This is a genomic window from Bradyrhizobium sp. ORS 86 (assembly GCF_045571475.1).
Classification (GTDB): domain Bacteria; phylum Pseudomonadota; class Alphaproteobacteria; order Rhizobiales; family Xanthobacteraceae; genus Bradyrhizobium.
In genome coordinates, this window is sequence record NZ_CP120699.1 from 6,992,857 (window position 1) to 7,009,795 (window position 16,939).

At 64.5% G+C, this 16,939-nt stretch carries 13 protein-coding genes and 1 tRNA gene; 6 read left to right on the plus strand and 8 right to left on the minus strand.

Translation table 11 applies throughout. The features are described 5' to 3' along the window. Window positions 1-270: 270 nt before the first annotated feature. The 4 genes from P6U25_RS32360 to P6U25_RS32375 form a co-directional block, all read right to left on the minus strand. A complete protein-coding gene (locus P6U25_RS32360) occupies window positions 271-1,242 on the minus strand; it encodes a hypothetical protein (RefSeq protein WP_407148791.1) in 972 nt (323 codons plus the stop codon). 643 nt (window positions 1,243-1,885) lie between these two features. Next, window positions 1,886-1,962: transfer RNA gene (locus P6U25_RS32365), tRNA-His, on the minus strand. Window positions 1,963-2,145: 183 nt separating this feature from the next. After that, the gene (locus P6U25_RS32370) at window positions 2,146-2,580 is read right to left on the minus strand and encodes a phasin (RefSeq protein WP_280975486.1); all 435 of its coding nucleotides are present in this window, start codon (window positions 2,578-2,580) and stop codon (window positions 2,146-2,148) included. A gap of 309 nt (window positions 2,581-2,889) precedes the next feature. Continuing rightward, complete coding sequence (locus P6U25_RS32375) at window positions 2,890-3,273, minus strand: phasin family protein (protein WP_407148792.1); 384 nt, start codon at window positions 3,271-3,273, stop codon at window positions 2,890-2,892. Window positions 3,274-3,600: 327 nt separating this feature from the next. Here P6U25_RS32375 and P6U25_RS32380 point away from each other — a divergent pair, with 327 nt between their 5' ends. Further along, window positions 3,601-7,260 (plus strand): PAS domain-containing protein, encoded by a 3,660-nt coding sequence (locus P6U25_RS32380; protein WP_407148793.1) that lies wholly within the window; start codon window positions 3,601-3,603, stop codon window positions 7,258-7,260. Between the two features lie 308 nt (window positions 7,261-7,568). Here P6U25_RS32380 and P6U25_RS32385 read toward each other — a convergent pair whose 3' ends face one another. Then, on the minus strand, window positions 7,569-7,886 hold the full coding sequence (locus P6U25_RS32385) for an ArsR/SmtB family transcription factor (RefSeq protein WP_407148794.1): 318 nt from the start codon (window positions 7,884-7,886) through the stop codon (window positions 7,569-7,571). A gap of 75 nt (window positions 7,887-7,961) precedes the next feature. Between P6U25_RS32385 and P6U25_RS32390 the strand changes: the two genes are divergently transcribed. After that, entirely contained in the window at window positions 7,962-8,906 is a 945-nt protein-coding gene (locus P6U25_RS32390) for a threonine/serine dehydratase (protein WP_407148795.1), read from the plus strand. A gap of 346 nt (window positions 8,907-9,252) precedes the next feature. Here the strand turns inward: P6U25_RS32390 and P6U25_RS32395 are convergent, their stop codons facing one another. From P6U25_RS32395 to P6U25_RS32405, 3 genes are read right to left on the minus strand one after another with little or no spacing between them, the layout of a single operon-like run. Next, window positions 9,253-9,897 (minus strand): GNAT family N-acetyltransferase, encoded by a 645-nt coding sequence (locus tag P6U25_RS32395; protein WP_407148796.1) that lies wholly within the window; start codon window positions 9,895-9,897, stop codon window positions 9,253-9,255. 1 nt (window position 9,898) lies between these two features. Further along, complete coding sequence (locus tag P6U25_RS32400; protein ID WP_407148797.1) at window positions 9,899-10,549, minus strand: 3-oxoacid CoA-transferase subunit B; 651 nt, start codon at window positions 10,547-10,549, stop codon at window positions 9,899-9,901. Next, a complete protein-coding gene (locus tag P6U25_RS32405; protein WP_407148798.1) occupies window positions 10,549-11,277 on the minus strand; it encodes a CoA transferase subunit A in 729 nt (242 codons plus the stop codon). Before P6U25_RS32405 ends, P6U25_RS32400 begins: the two co-directional genes overlap by 1 nt. Before the next feature lie 240 nt (window positions 11,278-11,517). Between P6U25_RS32405 and P6U25_RS32410 the strand changes: the two genes are divergently transcribed. From P6U25_RS32410 to P6U25_RS32425, 4 genes are all read left to right on the plus strand, one after another. Continuing rightward, complete coding sequence (locus P6U25_RS32410; protein ID WP_407148799.1) at window positions 11,518-13,476, plus strand: AsmA family protein; 1,959 nt, start codon at window positions 11,518-11,520, stop codon at window positions 13,474-13,476. Between the two features lie 159 nt (window positions 13,477-13,635). Further along, window positions 13,636-15,021, plus strand: coding sequence for an ABC transporter substrate-binding protein (locus tag P6U25_RS32415; protein WP_407148800.1), 1,386 nt, complete (start codon window positions 13,636-13,638; stop codon window positions 15,019-15,021). Between the two features lie 197 nt (window positions 15,022-15,218). Further along, window positions 15,219-16,088 (plus strand): carbohydrate ABC transporter permease, encoded by an 870-nt coding sequence (locus P6U25_RS32420; protein ID WP_407148801.1) that lies wholly within the window; start codon window positions 15,219-15,221, stop codon window positions 16,086-16,088. Continuing rightward, window positions 16,085-16,936 (plus strand): carbohydrate ABC transporter permease, encoded by an 852-nt coding sequence (locus P6U25_RS32425; protein WP_407148802.1) that lies wholly within the window; start codon window positions 16,085-16,087, stop codon window positions 16,934-16,936. Before P6U25_RS32420 ends, P6U25_RS32425 begins: the two co-directional genes overlap by 4 nt. The last annotated feature ends 3 nt before the right edge of the window (window positions 16,937-16,939 follow it).

Genomic DNA, 16,939 nt, shown 5'->3' on the forward strand with positions numbered 1-16,939 from the left:
GGACCTAGCGCCGACGTTGCAGACAACCGCCTTCTCAGTGGGCGTCCTCTATGTGTTCGCAATGAGTTCCCACTTTTCCGAAATCCCAAGGGGTTGGGATTGGCGCACCGCCCCGGCGGCTCGGAAACTTCTCAAGCCCATCTGGCCCGCCAATCCATACGGCTTAGGCTGGCCCAGCGGGCCAATGTCAGACGAAGATGCGAAATCGTTCTCAGCCGCTGTCGTGAGGTATTTTGAAGACCATGCGCTGGGAACAGGCAAAAGGCACGGCTAACCGTCACGCTCTTCCTCGACCAGTCGGCCAGTGTTTTCATCCCGTCCTACTCTTGTTACCTTCCCCGTGGCGTCGGTGATGGTCAGCTCCAAAATTTGTTCTTCCGTCAGTGTGAGCACTTGAGGCGCAATTCCGGCCTCTTGCTGAAGAAGGTCTGCAATCCGCAAAAGGCGGTGAAAGCAATCATAACAAAATTCAAGCGCATCTCTGTAATGTCCCAGCGAACCAAACCGCTTGATTTCCTCATCGGAGGGGGGCTCTAACACGCCCTGCGAAGCTCCCCGCTCGATTGCGCGCATTTTTTCAATGTCGTCATACAAGGGATACACCAAATAGCGTAACTCGCCGTAAGGCCCATTCGAGCGCCTTAGCTGATAAACGTCGCCAAAGATTGGACTGGTAGTCCCAAGGCAATGTTGAGCAATGCTCCGGTACAGCGACATGTGGTCAATCAACAGGTCGCCGCTGCTCGAAAACATGGAATCGGAAATTAGCTTCGCTACTTCAGTCGCTTCTATGGCGATCAACTGCTTCAACTTCTTGAGGTTGAATGGCTCTTGGCGCCTAAAGCCCAATCGGTGCGTAGCCGCCAAGATGGCGTCGCGAAGGCCGTAAAGCGCATTGAGCACTGCGCGATACTCATTTCCAATATATGCGGCGTACTTGTCGCTCGTGAAGATGTGAGCAGCAGGCGCTGGTTTGCTCCTGGTCCAAGTTTCCGAAAGAACGGTTCGATAAGCTGCAGAAAGGCGCTCAAAACGAGCGCGAGATGACCGAATCTCCGACGCTACGCGCTTGGCAATAAGCGCATCCGCTCCGCGTTGCGATTGATGCAGGGCGGTTGCAATCCCGTCCCAGCGGGCGAACTGGTATTCGGCGGGACACTGCCCGATGGGAGTGATACCGGCGATGGCAAAATTCGATGTAACCGCGTCATGCATCTCTTGGGCAACGTTGAAATAGTTCATTCCCAAGGGTCGGATTTCGCTGTGGCCCTGAAGGTATGCCGTGACCGGAGCGTTCTCAGACAGAGAAAAAAAGAGCAACCCAGCCCCCGCTGGCATCAACGCGGCCATTCGATTTGAGCCGACTAGGAGCGAAAGGCCACCAGTGAGGTGGTGGCTGCGCATTGGAGGCTTGAAAAGCAATACTTCACGTTCTGATGTCATCGCCGGACTTCGTTCCTCGCAAATAGGAAAGCTATGCAAAAAGGAATCGCTGGGATTCCGAAATGTGTACCACGCCGATTTGCGTAAAGGCTCGCGACCACGGCTGATGGCATTCGTCTCCTATCTGCGCGTATCGAAAGACAAGCAGGCCCGCAGCGGCCTGGGGACCAAAGCGCGAGGCCGTTGCAGGTTATCTCAATGGTGGCTGCTGGAGACTCGTGGCCGAACACGTACAAACCGAGAGCGGGCGAAAGGACGCCAGAGCTCGCCGCTTTCACACGCTAAGGCCGTCGGAGCCAAGCTGGTGTTCGCGAAACTGGACCGGCTCCCCAAGGCGTGGGCGGCGGGAATTCTGAGAGAACAACTTGAGAAGTGCTAGCGATTTGCGAGCGGGACTTGGAAAGCTTCGCCGTGTCGCGAGCGCGTGCGGGCTTCTGTGGGATGGTACAGTTGGGTGGGCTCGAACCACCGACCTCCTGTTCCACAGACAGGCGCTCTAACCAACTGAGCTACAACTGCATCCTGGCACGCGGCCCTCAAGGCGGGGCGGCGATTTCGGGCGGAAACTAGGTGCAACGCCGGACTTTGGCAAGGCCGTAACGCAGCGATTTCCGCGACAATCTAAGGCCGGTTCGACGGCTTCCTCCAGCAAAAAGGCCCGGACCACGGCCCGGGCCTTCCGCGAACGTGAAGCGGGCGCGATCAGGCGGCCGGCTTGTAATACTTCGAGGCGCTGGCCTTGATCGGCTCGGCGGCCTCGGCGGCGACCTTCTGGCCGAGCTCGGCCAGTTCCTTGGCCTGCGCGGTGTAGGTCTCGAACTGCTTGCGGGTGTGCGAGGTCCACAGCTCCAGTGCCTCCGACGGCGACTTCACGCCGAACAGCTCCTGCGCGAAGTCGAGCGAGGAGGTGGTGTTGGCCTTGAAGAACTCGATCAGCTTGGCCGAATACTCGCTGGCGCCCTTGCTGACGCTGGTGAACACGGCCTCGACCGTGCTGTTGTGGGTCTCGGCAGCGTCCTTGAAGCGGGCATAGTTGTCGCGGGCCTGCGACACGCCCTTCTCGGCGAAGGCGCGCATCTGTTCGGGAACCTCAAAGGGAATGATCGAAGCGGAAAACGGATCGGACGGGTTGGTCATTGACGTGCATCCTTCGCAACGGGTGACTCGATGTGACCCTTGCGAACGCCCCGGAGCCTGGAAAACCGGAACGTCGAATGGATCACGCTGCCTTGGTTCACGGGAATGCCCAATTCGGGCATGGCCAATTAAACACCCATATATGTCAATTTTGTGCAACGCAACGTGAAATCGCTGCAATGCCGCAACTTTTGACCGAATCGGATGCAGGTTCCGCGGCGAACCTCAAGGCTGAGGTCAGCGCCGGGATGCCCCGTCATCCGCAGGGATGCCGCTGTCCCCGGGGACACCGAGGTGGAAGGCGCGGGCTCAGTTCTTCGGCTTCACCGCATTGATCGCGGCACGGCTGATGATCTGACCCATTTCGCTGGCCTGGTCGGCGAGCGCGCGCATCTGGCTCTGCACGTACTCGCTGTGCAGCCTCATGATCTCGGTCAGGTCCTTGGCCTTGACCAGCGATTGCGCATAGTTCAGCGAGTCCTGCACGTTCTTTTCGGCATAGGCGAACGCCTTGCTGGAAATGTCCTTGGCGCCGGCGCGCACGCTGGCGTTGCGCTCCTCGATCGAGCCGGCGGTCGCCTGCGCGGTGGAGACGAACTGCTCGAATGCCTTGCGCGCCTGCTCGAAGCTCGCTTCCGCCATCGATCGCATGTCCTTGGGGACCTCGAATTGCTCACGCCCGTTGTCGCTCATGCTCGCGCTCCTGTTGGCTAGGTCTGGGCTCGCCGCGGGCTCGATCGGCCCATGCGGACCTCCATCGCGATGCCGCGTCTCTGATCTGACGCGGTGCCGCGGTTCCGGCCGGTCGGTCGCGGCGCATCTCGACAACGCAAAACGGCTGTGGATCGTTCAGGCAAGTTAACGTTATCCCGCCTTTGCCGTGGCACATCAGGCGCAGCCGTGGACCTGCCGCCGCCCGCTTGCGATACTAACGATCCGTTAAGGCTGTCATTTCCTGGCCGCCGGTATTTCTGGCGATCAAGGAAGAGAAGCTAACCCGATGCGGTCAAATCTTGCGTGATGAATGACGCGGAATTCCAGCTCCAGGCGCTCAGCGATCCCAGGCTAGCGGATCACGCGGCGAGCGCCCAACCCGCATGGCTGTGGTCGGCCGATGGCGCGCGGATCCTGTGGGCCAATCCGGTCGGAGCGCGGGTGTTCGGTGCCGCGGGCGGCAGCGAGCTGGCGAAGCGCGTGTTCGGCCCGGCCGATCCGCATCGCCGGCAGGTCGCCCGTCTCGGCCGCGGCCTCGTCGCCACGGGAGCGGTCCGGCTCGAGCGGCTGCGCGGCTTCGGGGCTTCGCCCGGAATGCTCGCGACCTGCGGCTGCACGCGGATCGACCTGCCCGACGGCAGCCATGGCGTGTTGGTCGCCGCGCTCAATCCCGCCGGCCGCGTGATGCCGCTCGCTGAGCGGTTGCAGCGCCTGGTGCAAGGGATCGCCGAACGGCCGGCCGCAGCCTTCAGCGCCGATGGCCTGCTGATCGGCGCCAACGAGGCGGCGCGTCTGCTGCTCGGTCTTCACGATCTCTCCGACGCCGGCCTCGATACCGCGCGCAGCGATGCACTGAAGCAGGGCCGCGCGGCGGCAAGCATCGGGATCGGCCGCGTGGTGCTGCAGCGGATCGGCCGCGGCGCTGACACCGCGCTGATCGCGCTGATCAAGCCGGCCCCGCATCTGGCTGCACAGACCGAGCCGGCGCTGCCGGCTGCGCCCGAAGCCGCCGCGGCGCCGGAGCAACCTCCCGCGCCCCCTGTCAACGAACACGTCGTTGCCAGCGACACAGCGCCCGTGTCGGCCGACAGCCCCGCAGCCGTCTTCGCGCAGTTCGACGCGCTGGAGGTGCCGCAGGAGATGCCCGCGGAAGGCCCCGCCGAGCCGATCGTTAACGTGCCGCCGCCCGCCGAGCCGTCGGCCATCACCGCAGCAGAAGCGTGCGCAGATCCCGCACCGGCCGAAACCGCCGAAACGCATCGCGACCTCGCGGCGGAAGACACCGCGGTGGTCGAGGCGGCGCCGACCGAAGCGCCAATCGAGGTGGTGGCCGACGAGCAGGCCGCGGCGCCGCCGCTCGCGGCCCGCCCCGACGTCGAATACGACGCAAGCACGCCGGCCCCGGAGACATCCGCACCACCGGTCGCTCCAATCTCCTCGCCCGCGGTAGCCGCGGAATCGCTCGTCCCGCCGTCAGCCGAACCGCCACCCGCGGCGCTCGCGCCCGCCAGGACGTCATCGTGGCTCGACGAACCCGTGCTCGGCACGCGGCGGCATCCGCTACGCTTCATGTGGCAGATGGACCATGAGGGCCGCTTCTCGCTCGGCTCGGACGAATTCACCCGGCTGATCGGCATCCACACCGCGGCCGGTTTCGGCCGGCTGTGGAGCGAGATCGCCGAGACCTTCGGGATCGATCCCGAAGGCCGCGTCATGCAGGCATTTGCCACCCACAACACCTGGAGCGGCGTCACGCTGAGCTGGCCCGTCGACGGCGGCGGCCGTTTGCCGGTGGAGTTGTCGGGCCTGCCGGTGTTCGACCGCAACAGGATATTCGCCGGCTATCGCGGCTTTGGTGTGTGTCGCGATCTCGACGGGCTTGCGCGACTCGCCGCGTTGCGCCGCTATGAGTTCTTCAGCGGGCCGACGGCGCCGCAGTCGCTGTCGGCGAGCGCCGCGCAGGCGCGCGCAGAGACGCCGCCCGGCTCCGCGGCCGCTGGGCCGGCGCCGCCCAATCCTCCGCCCGTAGCGGCGCCGCCCGATACTGCACCACCGACCAAGGACGTAACCGAGCCGACAGCATCCGAGACCTCACAAAAAGCCGATCTGGACCCCACCGTGGAAACGACCCAGGATACGCGCCAGGATATGCACGACGAGACGCCACCGAATGTGGTGCCGTTCCGCCTCGCCGGTGACACCCGGCCGCCGTCGCTGACGCCGGTCGAGAACAACGCCTTCAACGAACTCGCCCGCCAATTGTCGGCGCGGCTCGAGAGTGAAGCGGGCCTCGCGACTACGACCGAACGACAAGAGAGCGAGGCGAATGCCGAACAGCCGTCGGCAACCGAGCCGCCCGCGAGCGAACCGCCGCACGAGGAGCGCACCGAGAGCCCGAAGGCCGAATGGCTCGCGCAGGCCGCGCCGCCGCGCTCCGCCTCCAGGCGCGACCGGGCGCTGCTCGATCTATTGCCGGTCGGCATCCTGATCTACCGGCTCGACCGCCTGCTCTATGCCAACGCCGCGTTCCTCGCGCGCATGGGCTATGACAGCCTGCACGCGCTGGAAGCCGCAGGCGGGCTTGATGCGCTCTATGTCGAGCCGGGCGCCTCGCATGGGAGCAGCACGTCAGGTGCCGGCACGCCGGTGACGATCTCGGCAAGCCAGACCGCCGATCACGACGCGCAATCGGTTTCCGCGGAGGCGCGACTGCACACCATCTCGTGGGACGACGACTCCGCGCTGGCGCTGATCTTCTCGCGCACCCATGACGAGGACGCAGCGATCGCGGCGGCGCTGTCGGCGCAGGATGCGGCTCCCGCACTGGTCGCGGAGCCGGCGCCGCCGCAGGCCGGGCAGGCCGATGCCGAGGAGCTCGGCGCGATCCTCGACACCGCGGCCGAGGGCATCATCATGTTCGATGCCGAGGGCAACATCCATTCCTGCAACCGCAGCGCGGAGGCGCTGTTCGGCTATGACGGCGAGGAGTTCGTCAAGCATACGCTCGCCGATTTGTTCGCGCCGGAGAGCCGGCACGAGATCTTCCAGTATCTCGCCAGCCTGAAATCGGCCGGTGTCGCCAGCCTGCTCGATCATGGCCGGGAGACGCTCGGTCAGGTGCGCCAGGGCGGCGTCATTCCGCTGTCGGTGACGATGGGCCGCACCCGCGCCGACGGGCCGAACTTCTTCGCGGTGTTCCGTGACCTCACGCAAGCCAAGACGAGCGAGAGCGAATTGCGCGAGGCACGACGGCTCGCCGAGCGCGCGGCGAACGGCAAGTCCGACATGCTGGCGCGGATCAGCCACGAGGTGCGCACGCCGCTCAACGCCATCATCGGCTTTGCCGAGGTGATGATCGGCGAGCGCTTCGGCGCGCTCGGCAACGAGCGCTATGTCGAATACATGAAGGACATCCGCGCCTCCGGCGAGCGGGTGATCGCTGTCATCAACGACCTGCTCGACCTGTCGCGGATCGAGACCGGCAAGCTCGATCTCGCCTTCACCGACCAGAACCTCAACGAGATGGTCGAGAGCTGCGTCGCGGTGATGCAGCCGCAGGCCAACCGCGAGCGCATCATCATCCGCACCTCGCTGGCGCACATGCTGCCGCCCGTCCTCGCCGATGCCCGCGCGCTGCGTCAGATCACGCTCAACCTGATCGGCAGCTCGATCCATCTCGCCAATGCCGGCGGCCAGGTGATCGTCTCGACCGCGCTGTCCGATTTCGGCGAGGTGATGCTGCGGGTGCGCGACACCGGTCAGAGCCTGAACGACAACGAGGTCGCCGCCGCACTGGAGCCGTTCCGCGCGCCGACCCCGTCCGATCACACCGCCTCTGCCGGCGTCAGCCTGTCGCTGACCAAGGCGCTGGTCGAAGCCAACCGCGCCAAATTCCAGATCAGGACCGCCGGCCGCTCCGGCACGCTCATCGAGGTGGTATTCTCGCACGCAATCGCGCGGGCGTGATCAACGATGCACACGCGCAGCGCCTCACGGTTGGCGTAAGGAGGGCATCGGCGGAAGGGCTCCCTCCCCCCTTGCGGGGGAGGGCTGGGGAGAGGGGCGCCACACGACGCGCTCTTTCGATTTGCGCTTCAACGACACGCAACCACAATTGCGATAGCAACGCTTTCGTCAAACATCTCGCCCGGGGCTTACCCCTCTCCCCACCCTCCCCCGCAAGGGGGGAGGGAGCCGCCCAGAGTGCTCACCTTACGTAACTGGCGCGACGCCCGCGCAAACGACCCAAGCGAGCCGCTGCGGCTTCCTCACGATCAGATCCTTGCGACGATCGCCGCCTTCATTCGCACGATCTCGGCCTCGTTGCGCTTGTAGAACGTCCACTGCTTGACGCGCTTGGCGTTCAGCAGTCCGGCCTGGGTCAGGATCTTCAGATGCTCGCTCACGGTCGGCTGGCTGACGCCGAGCTTCTCGGCGATCAGCACGCCACAGACCCCGTCCTTGACGAGGTCGCCGTCGACCTGGGCGCGGAAATGCGCCTTTGGGCGCTTCAGCCATTGCAGGATCAAGAGCCTGCGATCGCTGGCCAGCGCGCGCAAAACCGACTCGACGTTTGCGTCTGATGAAGGCATGTTGCTAATTAGCTAAACGACTAATTGCTGTCAATCGCAACGCGTGCCTGAAACGCCCGCCTGAGGAGAACGCCGGTGACCGAGACAACGTCACAAGAGATCACCGAATACGCGGCGCTGATCCGTCCGCACGTCAGACGGACACCGGTCGTCGAGCTCGAAGGCCGCGAGTTCGGCCTGGCCGCAAATCCGCTGACGCTGAAGCTCGAGTTGCTGCAGCATGCAGGCTCGTTCAAGACCCGCGGCGCCTTCGCCAACCTGCTCGCGCGCGATGTGCCGGCCGCCGGCGTCGTCGCGGCCTCGGGCGGCAATCACGGCGCGGCGACCGCCTATGCCGCGATGCGGCTCGGCAAGCCGGCCCGGATCTTCGTTCCGACCGTGTCGTCGCCCGCCAAGGTGCAGCGCATCCGCGACTATGGCGCCGACCTCGTCATCGAAGGCGACCGCTACGCCGATGCGCTCGCCGCAAGCGAAATCTGGGCGCAGCAGAGCGGCGCGATGCCGGTGCCGGCGTTCGACCAGCGCGAGACCATCCTGGGCCAGGCCACACTCGGCCTCGAGCTCGATCGGCAAGCGCCCGATATCGATACGGTGCTGGTCTCGGTCGGCGGCGGCGGCCTGATCGCGGGCATCGCCGCATGGTATGCCGGCCGCATCAAGGTGATCGGTGTCGAGCCGGCTGCCGCGCCGACGCTGACGCGCGCGCTCGCGGCCGGCCACCCGGTCGATGCCGAGGCCGGCGGGATCGCCGCCGATTCGCTGGCGCCCCGCCGGATCGGTGAGCGCGTCTATCCGATCGCCGCGAAATATGTGCATAGCACCGTTCTGGTGTCCGACGATGCGATCGCCTCGGCTCAGGACACGTTGTGGCGCGCGCTGCGCATTGTCGCCGAGCCGGGCGGCGCCGCGGCATTTTCCGCGCTGTTGTCGGAAGCCTACACGCCGGAAGCCGGCGAACGCGTGGCCGTCGTCATCAGCGGCGGCAACACCACGGCGGTGGACTTCGGCCGCACGCGCTGACCGCTCGTTCCGGCGGCGTCGCGAGAATGCGACGCTGCGTGCCCACTCACACTGTCATCGCCCGGCTCGACCGGGCGATCCAGTACGCCGCGGCCTCTCGGCTCCGTCACAGCCGCCTCTGGAATACTGGACCACCCGCATGCGCGTACGCGGGTGATGACATCGCGTGGTGTGGGGCTATGCGTCGAGAGCCCTCCTCGTTGTCGTCCCTGCGAAAGCAGGGACCCATAACCACCGGCGCTGATTGTTACGCGAAGCTGGGACGACGAGTCCCTTCCACTACACAAGCCGCGGAGTATGGGTCCCTGCTTTCGCAGGGACGACGGTCGTGTTTGTGGTCGCCGCCTCAAATCGCCCGCGAAAATCTGCGAAACCCCGGCGCGCCGGTCAGCGCTTCGAATGCGGCGTCGCGCTTCTCTTCGGCGAAGGCAAAGCCGGCCTTGGTGTAGCAGCGTTCGGCGGCCTGGTTGCCGATCACGAACGAGATCGATGCCTGCGCAAACCCCGCCGCCTTGCCGTCAGCGAGGGCGCGGGCGATCAGGGGCTGCACCAGGCCGCTGCCGCGATGCGAGGCTGCCGTTGCGACGTGCTCGATCAGCCAGTCGCCCTCGCCGCCCTGAACCCAGCAGTTGCGAGCGTAGCTGCCGCGCGCGATCATCGCATCGGCATCGATGCCGAGCAGGACCGCGACCTCTTCGATCGCAGCGCGCGCGGCCACGACCGTTCCCGCGGCCGGCATGGCGCACAGCGCCGAGGCCGGCACGCCATCGACCTCGGCGATCAGGAAATGAGCGACGTGGTACCATGACCGCGCCCGCGCAACCGCGAGCCGCGTCATGAACGCCAGGCATTCGCCTTCCGGCCGATCGAGCGCGATGTCGAACCAGCCGCGCGGCAACGGGCCGCGCTGCGCGGCCAGTACGATGCCGGCGATGAAACCGGCATCGTCGGATCGTGCGAGACGGATCTGGGATCGTCCCGCTTCGAACATCTCAGGTGTTCTTCAGCGCGACGCGGAATTCGGCTTCGGTCTTGGCCTTGACCTCGTCGAGCGTGACGCCGTCGGCAAGTTCGATCAGCGACATGCCGTCCTTGCCGTGCTTGTCGATCGTGAACACGGCGAGATCGGTGACGACCATGTCGACCACGCGCTCGCCGGTCAGCGGCAGGTTGCACTTCTTCAAGAGCTTCGGGCCGTCCTTGGCGGAGTGCTCCATCACGACGACGACGCGCTTGACGCCGGCGACGAGGTCCATGGCGCCGCCCATGCCCTTCACCATCTTGCCGGGGATCATCCAGTTGGCGAGATCGCCGTTCTGCGCGACCTGCATGGCGCCGAGGATCGAGAGATCGATATGGCCGCCGCGCACCATGCCGAAGGAATCGGCCGAGGAGAAATAGCTGGTCGAGGGCAGCTCGCTCACCGTCTGCTTGCCGGCATTGATCAGATCGGCGTCGACCTCGTCCTCATAGGGGAACGGACCCATGCCGAGCATGCCATTCTCGCTCTGCAGGCTGACGTCCATCCCGTCCGGAATGTAGTTGGAGACCAGCGTCGGGATGCCAATACCGAGATTGACGTAATAGCCGTCGCGCAGCTCCTTGGCAGCGCGCGCCGCCATCTGTTCGCGGGTCCAGGCCATCAGACTTCTTCTCCGGTTGCAGCCGCCGTGGGGCGCGGCCTTGTGTTGCGGAACTCGATGCGCTTCTTGGCGGTGCCGACCTCGACGATGCGCTTCACGAAAATGCCGGGGGTATGGATGTGATCGGGATTGAGCTGACCTGCCGGCACCAGGTGCTCGACCTCGGCGACGGTGACCTTCGCCGCGGTCGCCATCATCGGGTTAAAATTACGCGCGGTCTTGCGATAGATCAGGTTGCCGGCGGTATCGCCCATCCAGGCGTGGACGATAGCGAGGTCGGCGAACAGGCCGCGCTCCATCAGGTATTTCTCGCCGTCGAACTCCTTCACTTCCTTGCCTTCGGCGATCAGCGTGCCGACGCCGGTCTTGGTGTAAAAGGCCGGAATTCCGGCGCCACCGGCACGGATGCGCTCGGCGAGCGTGCCCTGCGGGTTGAACTCGAGCTCGAGCTCGCCGGCGAGATATTGCTGGGCGAACAGCTTGTTCTCGCCGACATAGGACGAGATCATCTTCTTGATCTGGCGCGTCTCCAGCAGCCGGCTCAAGCCGATGCCGTCGACGCCGGCATTGTTGGAAACAACCGTCAGGCCCTTTACGCCGGCGTCGCGAATCGCGTCCGACAGGGTCTCGGCGATGCCGCAGAGGCCGAAACCGCCCGACATGATCATCATGCCGTCCTTGAGGAGACCATCGAGGGCCGATTTGGCGTCGGGATAGACCTTGTTCATGCAATGAATACCTGATGGAGGGCTAACGGCTGTGACAGCACGGATTATTAGGCGAATTCTTCGCAATGCGTCAATCACGGCCCGGTCCGGCCACGGGAGGGGCCTGCGACATCGGGATGGCCTTGAAAGCGACAAGAAAACCCTTCAGGTTGCGTGGGTTGGCGCGGGCTTGCTTGCGCAGCCCGCAATGTTCCGACAGCGACCTGACAACCTCCAACCCGACCGGACATGTCATTGACGATGGCCCAAGGAATAAAGCGCCTGGGGATGCCGATTGCGGCATTGCTCGGCTTGGCGCTGATCGCCCTGGTCGGGACATCGTGGTTCCTCAACCGCGACGCGCTGCAACGTGCGGTGGAAGCGCAGATCCGCGCGGTCACCGGGCTTGAGCTGGTCGTCAACGGCAATATTGATGTCTCGATATTTCCCGGCAGCTACGTCTCGTTCCACAATGTCGGACTGAAGGGCGCCACCACCATCGATCCCGCCTTGCAGGTCGACGTGCTGACCGCGAATCTGCGCCTGCTGCCCCTGCTGCTGCGGCGGTTCGAGATTGCCGACGTCATGATGCTGCGCCCGCATATCCACGTGGTGCGCGACGCCGCCACCGGCGAGAGCAACTGGACGCCGTTCGTCGAGACCATCGCAAAGGCGATGACGCCGGGCTCCGAGAACCAGGTGTCGTTTTCCGAGATCCGCATCCAGGACGGCGAGCTGAACTACGAGGATGCGACCAACCGCGTGTCCGAGGAGCTCGGCGACATTGACTTGTCGCTGGCCTGGCCCTCGATCTCGCGCTCGTTTGCGGCAACCGGCCAGTTCGACTGGCGCGGCGAGCGTGTCGACGGCTCGATCAGTGCCAGCGATTTCGCCGCGCTCTTGTCGGGCGACCGCTCCGGCCTGAAGGCGCGGCTCGCCAGCGCGCCGCTGAAAGTTGCGTTCGACGGGACCGTCGCCAATCGTACCAGCCTGATGATGGAAGGCGTCACCACCATGGACAGCCCGTCGCTGCGCAATGCGCTGCGCTGGATGGGTCAGGCACCTCCCAGCGGTGGAGGCGGCTTCGGCCGCTTCGCGCTGAAGGCGCGCACCAATGTGGTCGGCGGCTCGGTCGCGCTCACCAATGTCAATGTCGAGCTCGACGGCAATGTCGCCGAGGGCGTGATGACCTATTCCAACAACGGCCGGCAGACGCTGCAAGCGACGCTCGCGGCCGGCAATCTCGACTTCACGCCCTACATCTCGACCTTCCGCCTGCTCGCCAGCGGCCAGCGCGACTGGAACAGGCAATTGTTCGATCTATCGTCGCTGTCGAGCGTCGATCTCGACATGCGCCTGTCGGCGGCGAAGGTGACGGTGGGGCCGTCCAAGCTCGGCCGCACCGCATTCGGCGCGAACTTGCGCGGCGGCGCGCTCGCGCTCAGCGTCGGCGAGGCACAGATGTATGGCGGCATCGCCAAGGGCTCGTTCGCGGTGGCGCGCTCGGATGCGGTCGCCGACGTCAGGGCGCAATTCCAGTTCAACGATGTCGACCTGCAGGCCTGCGCCAGCGAACTGTTCGGCATTACCAAACTGTCCGGCCACGGCAACCTCAACGTCTCGCTGACGGCATCCGGCTCCAGCCCGTTCGGCCTGGCGCAATCGCTCGACGGCACTGCGACGTTGACCGGACACGACGGCGCGATCGCGGGCTTCAACGTCGAGCAGCTCCTGAAGCGGCTGGAGCGACGGCCGCTGTCGGGCGGCGGCCATTTCCGCTCCGGCACGACGCCCTACGACAATCTCAATATCTCGGTGAAGTTCGCCGACGGCATCGCGACCGCCGAGGACATTCGCGTCGAGAGCCCGGCGGCGCGGATCACGCTGACCGGCACGGCCTCGGTGCCGGCGCGCGAATACGATCTGAAGGGCGTCGCGAGCCTGACGGCGGCATCCGGCGGCGGCACCGGGTTCGACCTGCCCTTCGTGGTGCAGGGACCGTGGGATGATCCGCTGATCTTCCCCGATCCGGAAAGCTTGATCCGGCGCTCGCCCGCATCCGCGCCGCTGCTCGATGCGGTGAAGGATCGCAAGACCCGCGACGCGGTGCGCTCGGTGATCGAGCGCTTTACCGGGGGCGGAAAATCCGGCACGGCGGACGCCGCGGCACCGGCGCCGGCCAGCGCACCGGCCGCGGCCGAGAATCCAAAGTCGAACTGATCGAACTGCCCGTTTTCCGTCCGGTGCGACCATGCCTCTTCATCCGTGCGCTGCGCGGCCCCCTACACAAGTTGGCGGCGTCGCCACCTTTATCAGGTCACGGGCATGCGCTAGTGTTTTCCCCAACCGGTTAATACCGGCGTGAAAAGGGAGAATAATGTGAGGTCCAAGGTTATTAGTGCGCTTTCGCTCGCGGTCGCTGCGGTCGGCCTGTTCGCGGCCACGGCCCCCGCTTTTGCCCAGGGCAAGACGATCACCGTCTGGTGGGGCAAGGGCTTCTACAAGTCAGAAGACGACGCACTGCTCGAGACGATCAAGAAGTTCGAGGCCAAGACCGGCATCAAGGTCGAATTGTCGCAATACGCGATCCAGGACATGATTCCGAAGACGGTCGCCGCGCTCGATTCCGGCACCGTGCCCGATGTCGCCTATTCCGACTCGTACGACGTGCAGGCGCAGGGCAAGTGGGCGTATGAGGGCAAGCTCGAGGATCTCTCGGACATCTTGCTGCCGATGAAGGACGCGTTCGCGCCGAACACGCTGGAGACGGCGCTGCTCTATGACAACGTCGCCAAGAAGAAGGCCTACTACGGATTCCCGCTGAAGCAGCAGAGCATGCATGTCCAGATCTGGGGCGACATGCTGGAGAAGGCCGGCTTCAAGCAAACCGACATCCCGACCAAGTGGGAGGACTACTGGTCGTTCTGGTGTGACAAGGTGCAGCCGGCGATCCGCAAGGCGACGCGCCAGCGCATCTACGGCGTCGGCCAGCCGATGGGCGTGGAATCGACCGACTCCTTCCAGTCGTTCTACACCTTCATGGACGCCTACCACGTCAAGCTGGTCGACGACGACGGCAAGCTGCTGGTCGACGATCCCAAGGTGCGCGATGGCCTGATCCACGCGCTGAAAGATTATACCGACACCTACATCAAGGGCTGCACGCCGCCCTCTTCCACGACCTGGAAGGACCCGGACAACAACGTCGCTTTCCACAACAAGACGATCGTGATGACCCACAACTTCACGATCTCGATCGCGGCGAAGTGGTATGAGGACTCCACCAACCCGGCGCTGACCGACGCGCAGCGCGCCGCCGGCAAGCAGGCCTATGAGCACGACATCATCACTGCATCCTTCCCGAAGGCGCCGGACGGCTCGACGATCAAGTACCGCTCCGACGTCAAGACCGGCCTGATCTTCGCCAACGCCAAGAACAAGGCCGAGGGCAAGGAGTTCATCAAGTTCCTGCTGCAGGAAGAGAACGTCCGACCCTATATCGAGGGCGCACTCGGCCGCTGGTTCCCGGTGACCAAGGCAAGCCAGGCGAGCCCGTTCTGGCAGGCCGACCGGCACCGCAAGGCGGTCTACAACCAGTTCATGGGCGGCACCGCGCCGTTCGATTTCACCAAGAACTGGAAGTTCACCATTCTCAACAACGAGAACGTCTGGGCCAAGGCTATGAACCGCGTGGTGAGCGAGAAGGTGCCGGTGGACAAGGCCGTCGACGAACTGATCGCCCGCATCAAGCAGGTCGCGGGCTAAGGGACACGATGCCGGCCGCCGCGAACGTATGTCTCTGTCGTCTCTGCGAAGGCAGGGACCCATACGCCGCGGCGGTCGTTTTGAAGGACGCTGGTCATCGGCTTTCGCAAAACAATACGAGCCGGTGGTCATGGGTCCCTGCTTTCGCAGGGACGACGACGTAGGCGCACGCGACGTCTCGCTACAAGAGTAACCGTATGGCGATCACACTTTCAGCATCCGATGCCTCCTCGCCGCCCCTGTCGGCGCGGCTGTCGCCGCCGCAGGTCTGGGGCATCGTGCTGCTCGCGCCCTATCTGCTCGTGTTCCTCGCCTTCGTGCTCTATCCGGTCTGCTACGGCCTGTGGCTCGCGCGTCATCCGGCGAGCTATGTCGCGCTCTATAACGATCCGATCTTCGCGCGGGCTGCGGTCAACACGCTGATCTTCCTGGTCATCGGCATCAACATCAAGATGCTGATCGCGCTGTTCCTGTCCGGCTTCTTTGCCCAGCAGCGTCCCTGGATCAGATGGTTGTCGGTGATCTTCATCCTGCCCTGGGCGGTGCCGTCGATCCCGACCATCCTTTCGGTGCGCTTCATGCTCAATCCGGAATGGGGCATGGTCAACCAGCTCATCTTCAAGTTCACCGGCGATGACGGTCCGAACTGGCTGAACAATCCGACGGTCGCGCTGGCGATGGCGATCGGCATGCACATCTGGAAATCGCTGCCGTTCTGGACGCTGATCCTGTTGACCGGGCGGCTTGCGATCTCGCACGACTTGTACGAGGCATCCGACGTCGACGGCGCCAGTTGGTGGCAGAAATTCCGCTATATCACCTGGCCGTCGATGCAGACGCTGTACGTCACCTGCACGCTGCTCTCGATGATCTGGACGCTCGGCGACTTCAACAGCGTTTATCTGCTCACCGGCGGCGGGCCCGCCGATCTCACTCACGTGCTGTCGACACTCGGCATCCGCTATCTCAGGCTCGACCAGCTCTCGCTTGCTATGGCCACGATCGTGTGCGCGATGCCGTTCGTGCTGCCTCTGGTCTATTTCATGATGAAACGGTTGTCGCGATGAAGCTGCCCACCCTCCGCGAAGTCGGCACCGAAGCCAAGCTGCTCTTGATCGGCATCCCAGTCTTCATCTGGACGATGGTGCCGATCTACCACATGTTCGTGTTCGCGATCTCGCCGAAGGAGGATGCGTTCTCCGGCAAGCTGTGGCCGGACCATCCGACCCTGCATAATTTCTCGATCGTGTTCCACCAGCAGCACTACTTCCTGCGCGACTTCTGGATCCAGTTCTGGAATTCGACGGTGATCGCGCTCGCCGCCGGTGCGCTGACGCTCTTCGTCGCAACCGCGGCCGCGTTCTCGATCTCGCGGCTGCGCGTGCCCGGCGGCCGCGCCGTGATGAACCTCGCGCTGTTCACCTACTTCATCCCGGCCGCGTTCCTCGCCGTGCCGATGTACCGCACCATGGGCAATTACGGCCTGCTCAACAATCACTGGTCGCTGATCCTGGCGATGGTGACGATCGCCTCACCTTACGCGATCTGGGTGCTGAAGCAGGCCTCCGACAAGCTTCCGGTCGAGCTGGACGAAGCCGCGACCATGGACGGCGCCACCACGCTGCAATTGTTCCGTCTGGTTTACGTGCCGCTGATGATGCCCTCGCTGGTCGCGATCGGCACCTACGCGATACTGCTCGCGTGGAACGAATATCTCTACGCGTTCCTGCTGCTGTCGAACGACACCGAACTCACGCTGCCGGTCGCGCTCGGCAACTTCCTCGCCGCCGACGACTCGCCGTGGGAGCTGTTGATGACCACCGGCTTCATCTACGCGCTGCCGCCGGCGGCGATCTACTATGCCTTCAAGCGCTACATGGTGGGCGGCCTGACCGCCGGCGCCGTCAAGTCGTGAGAT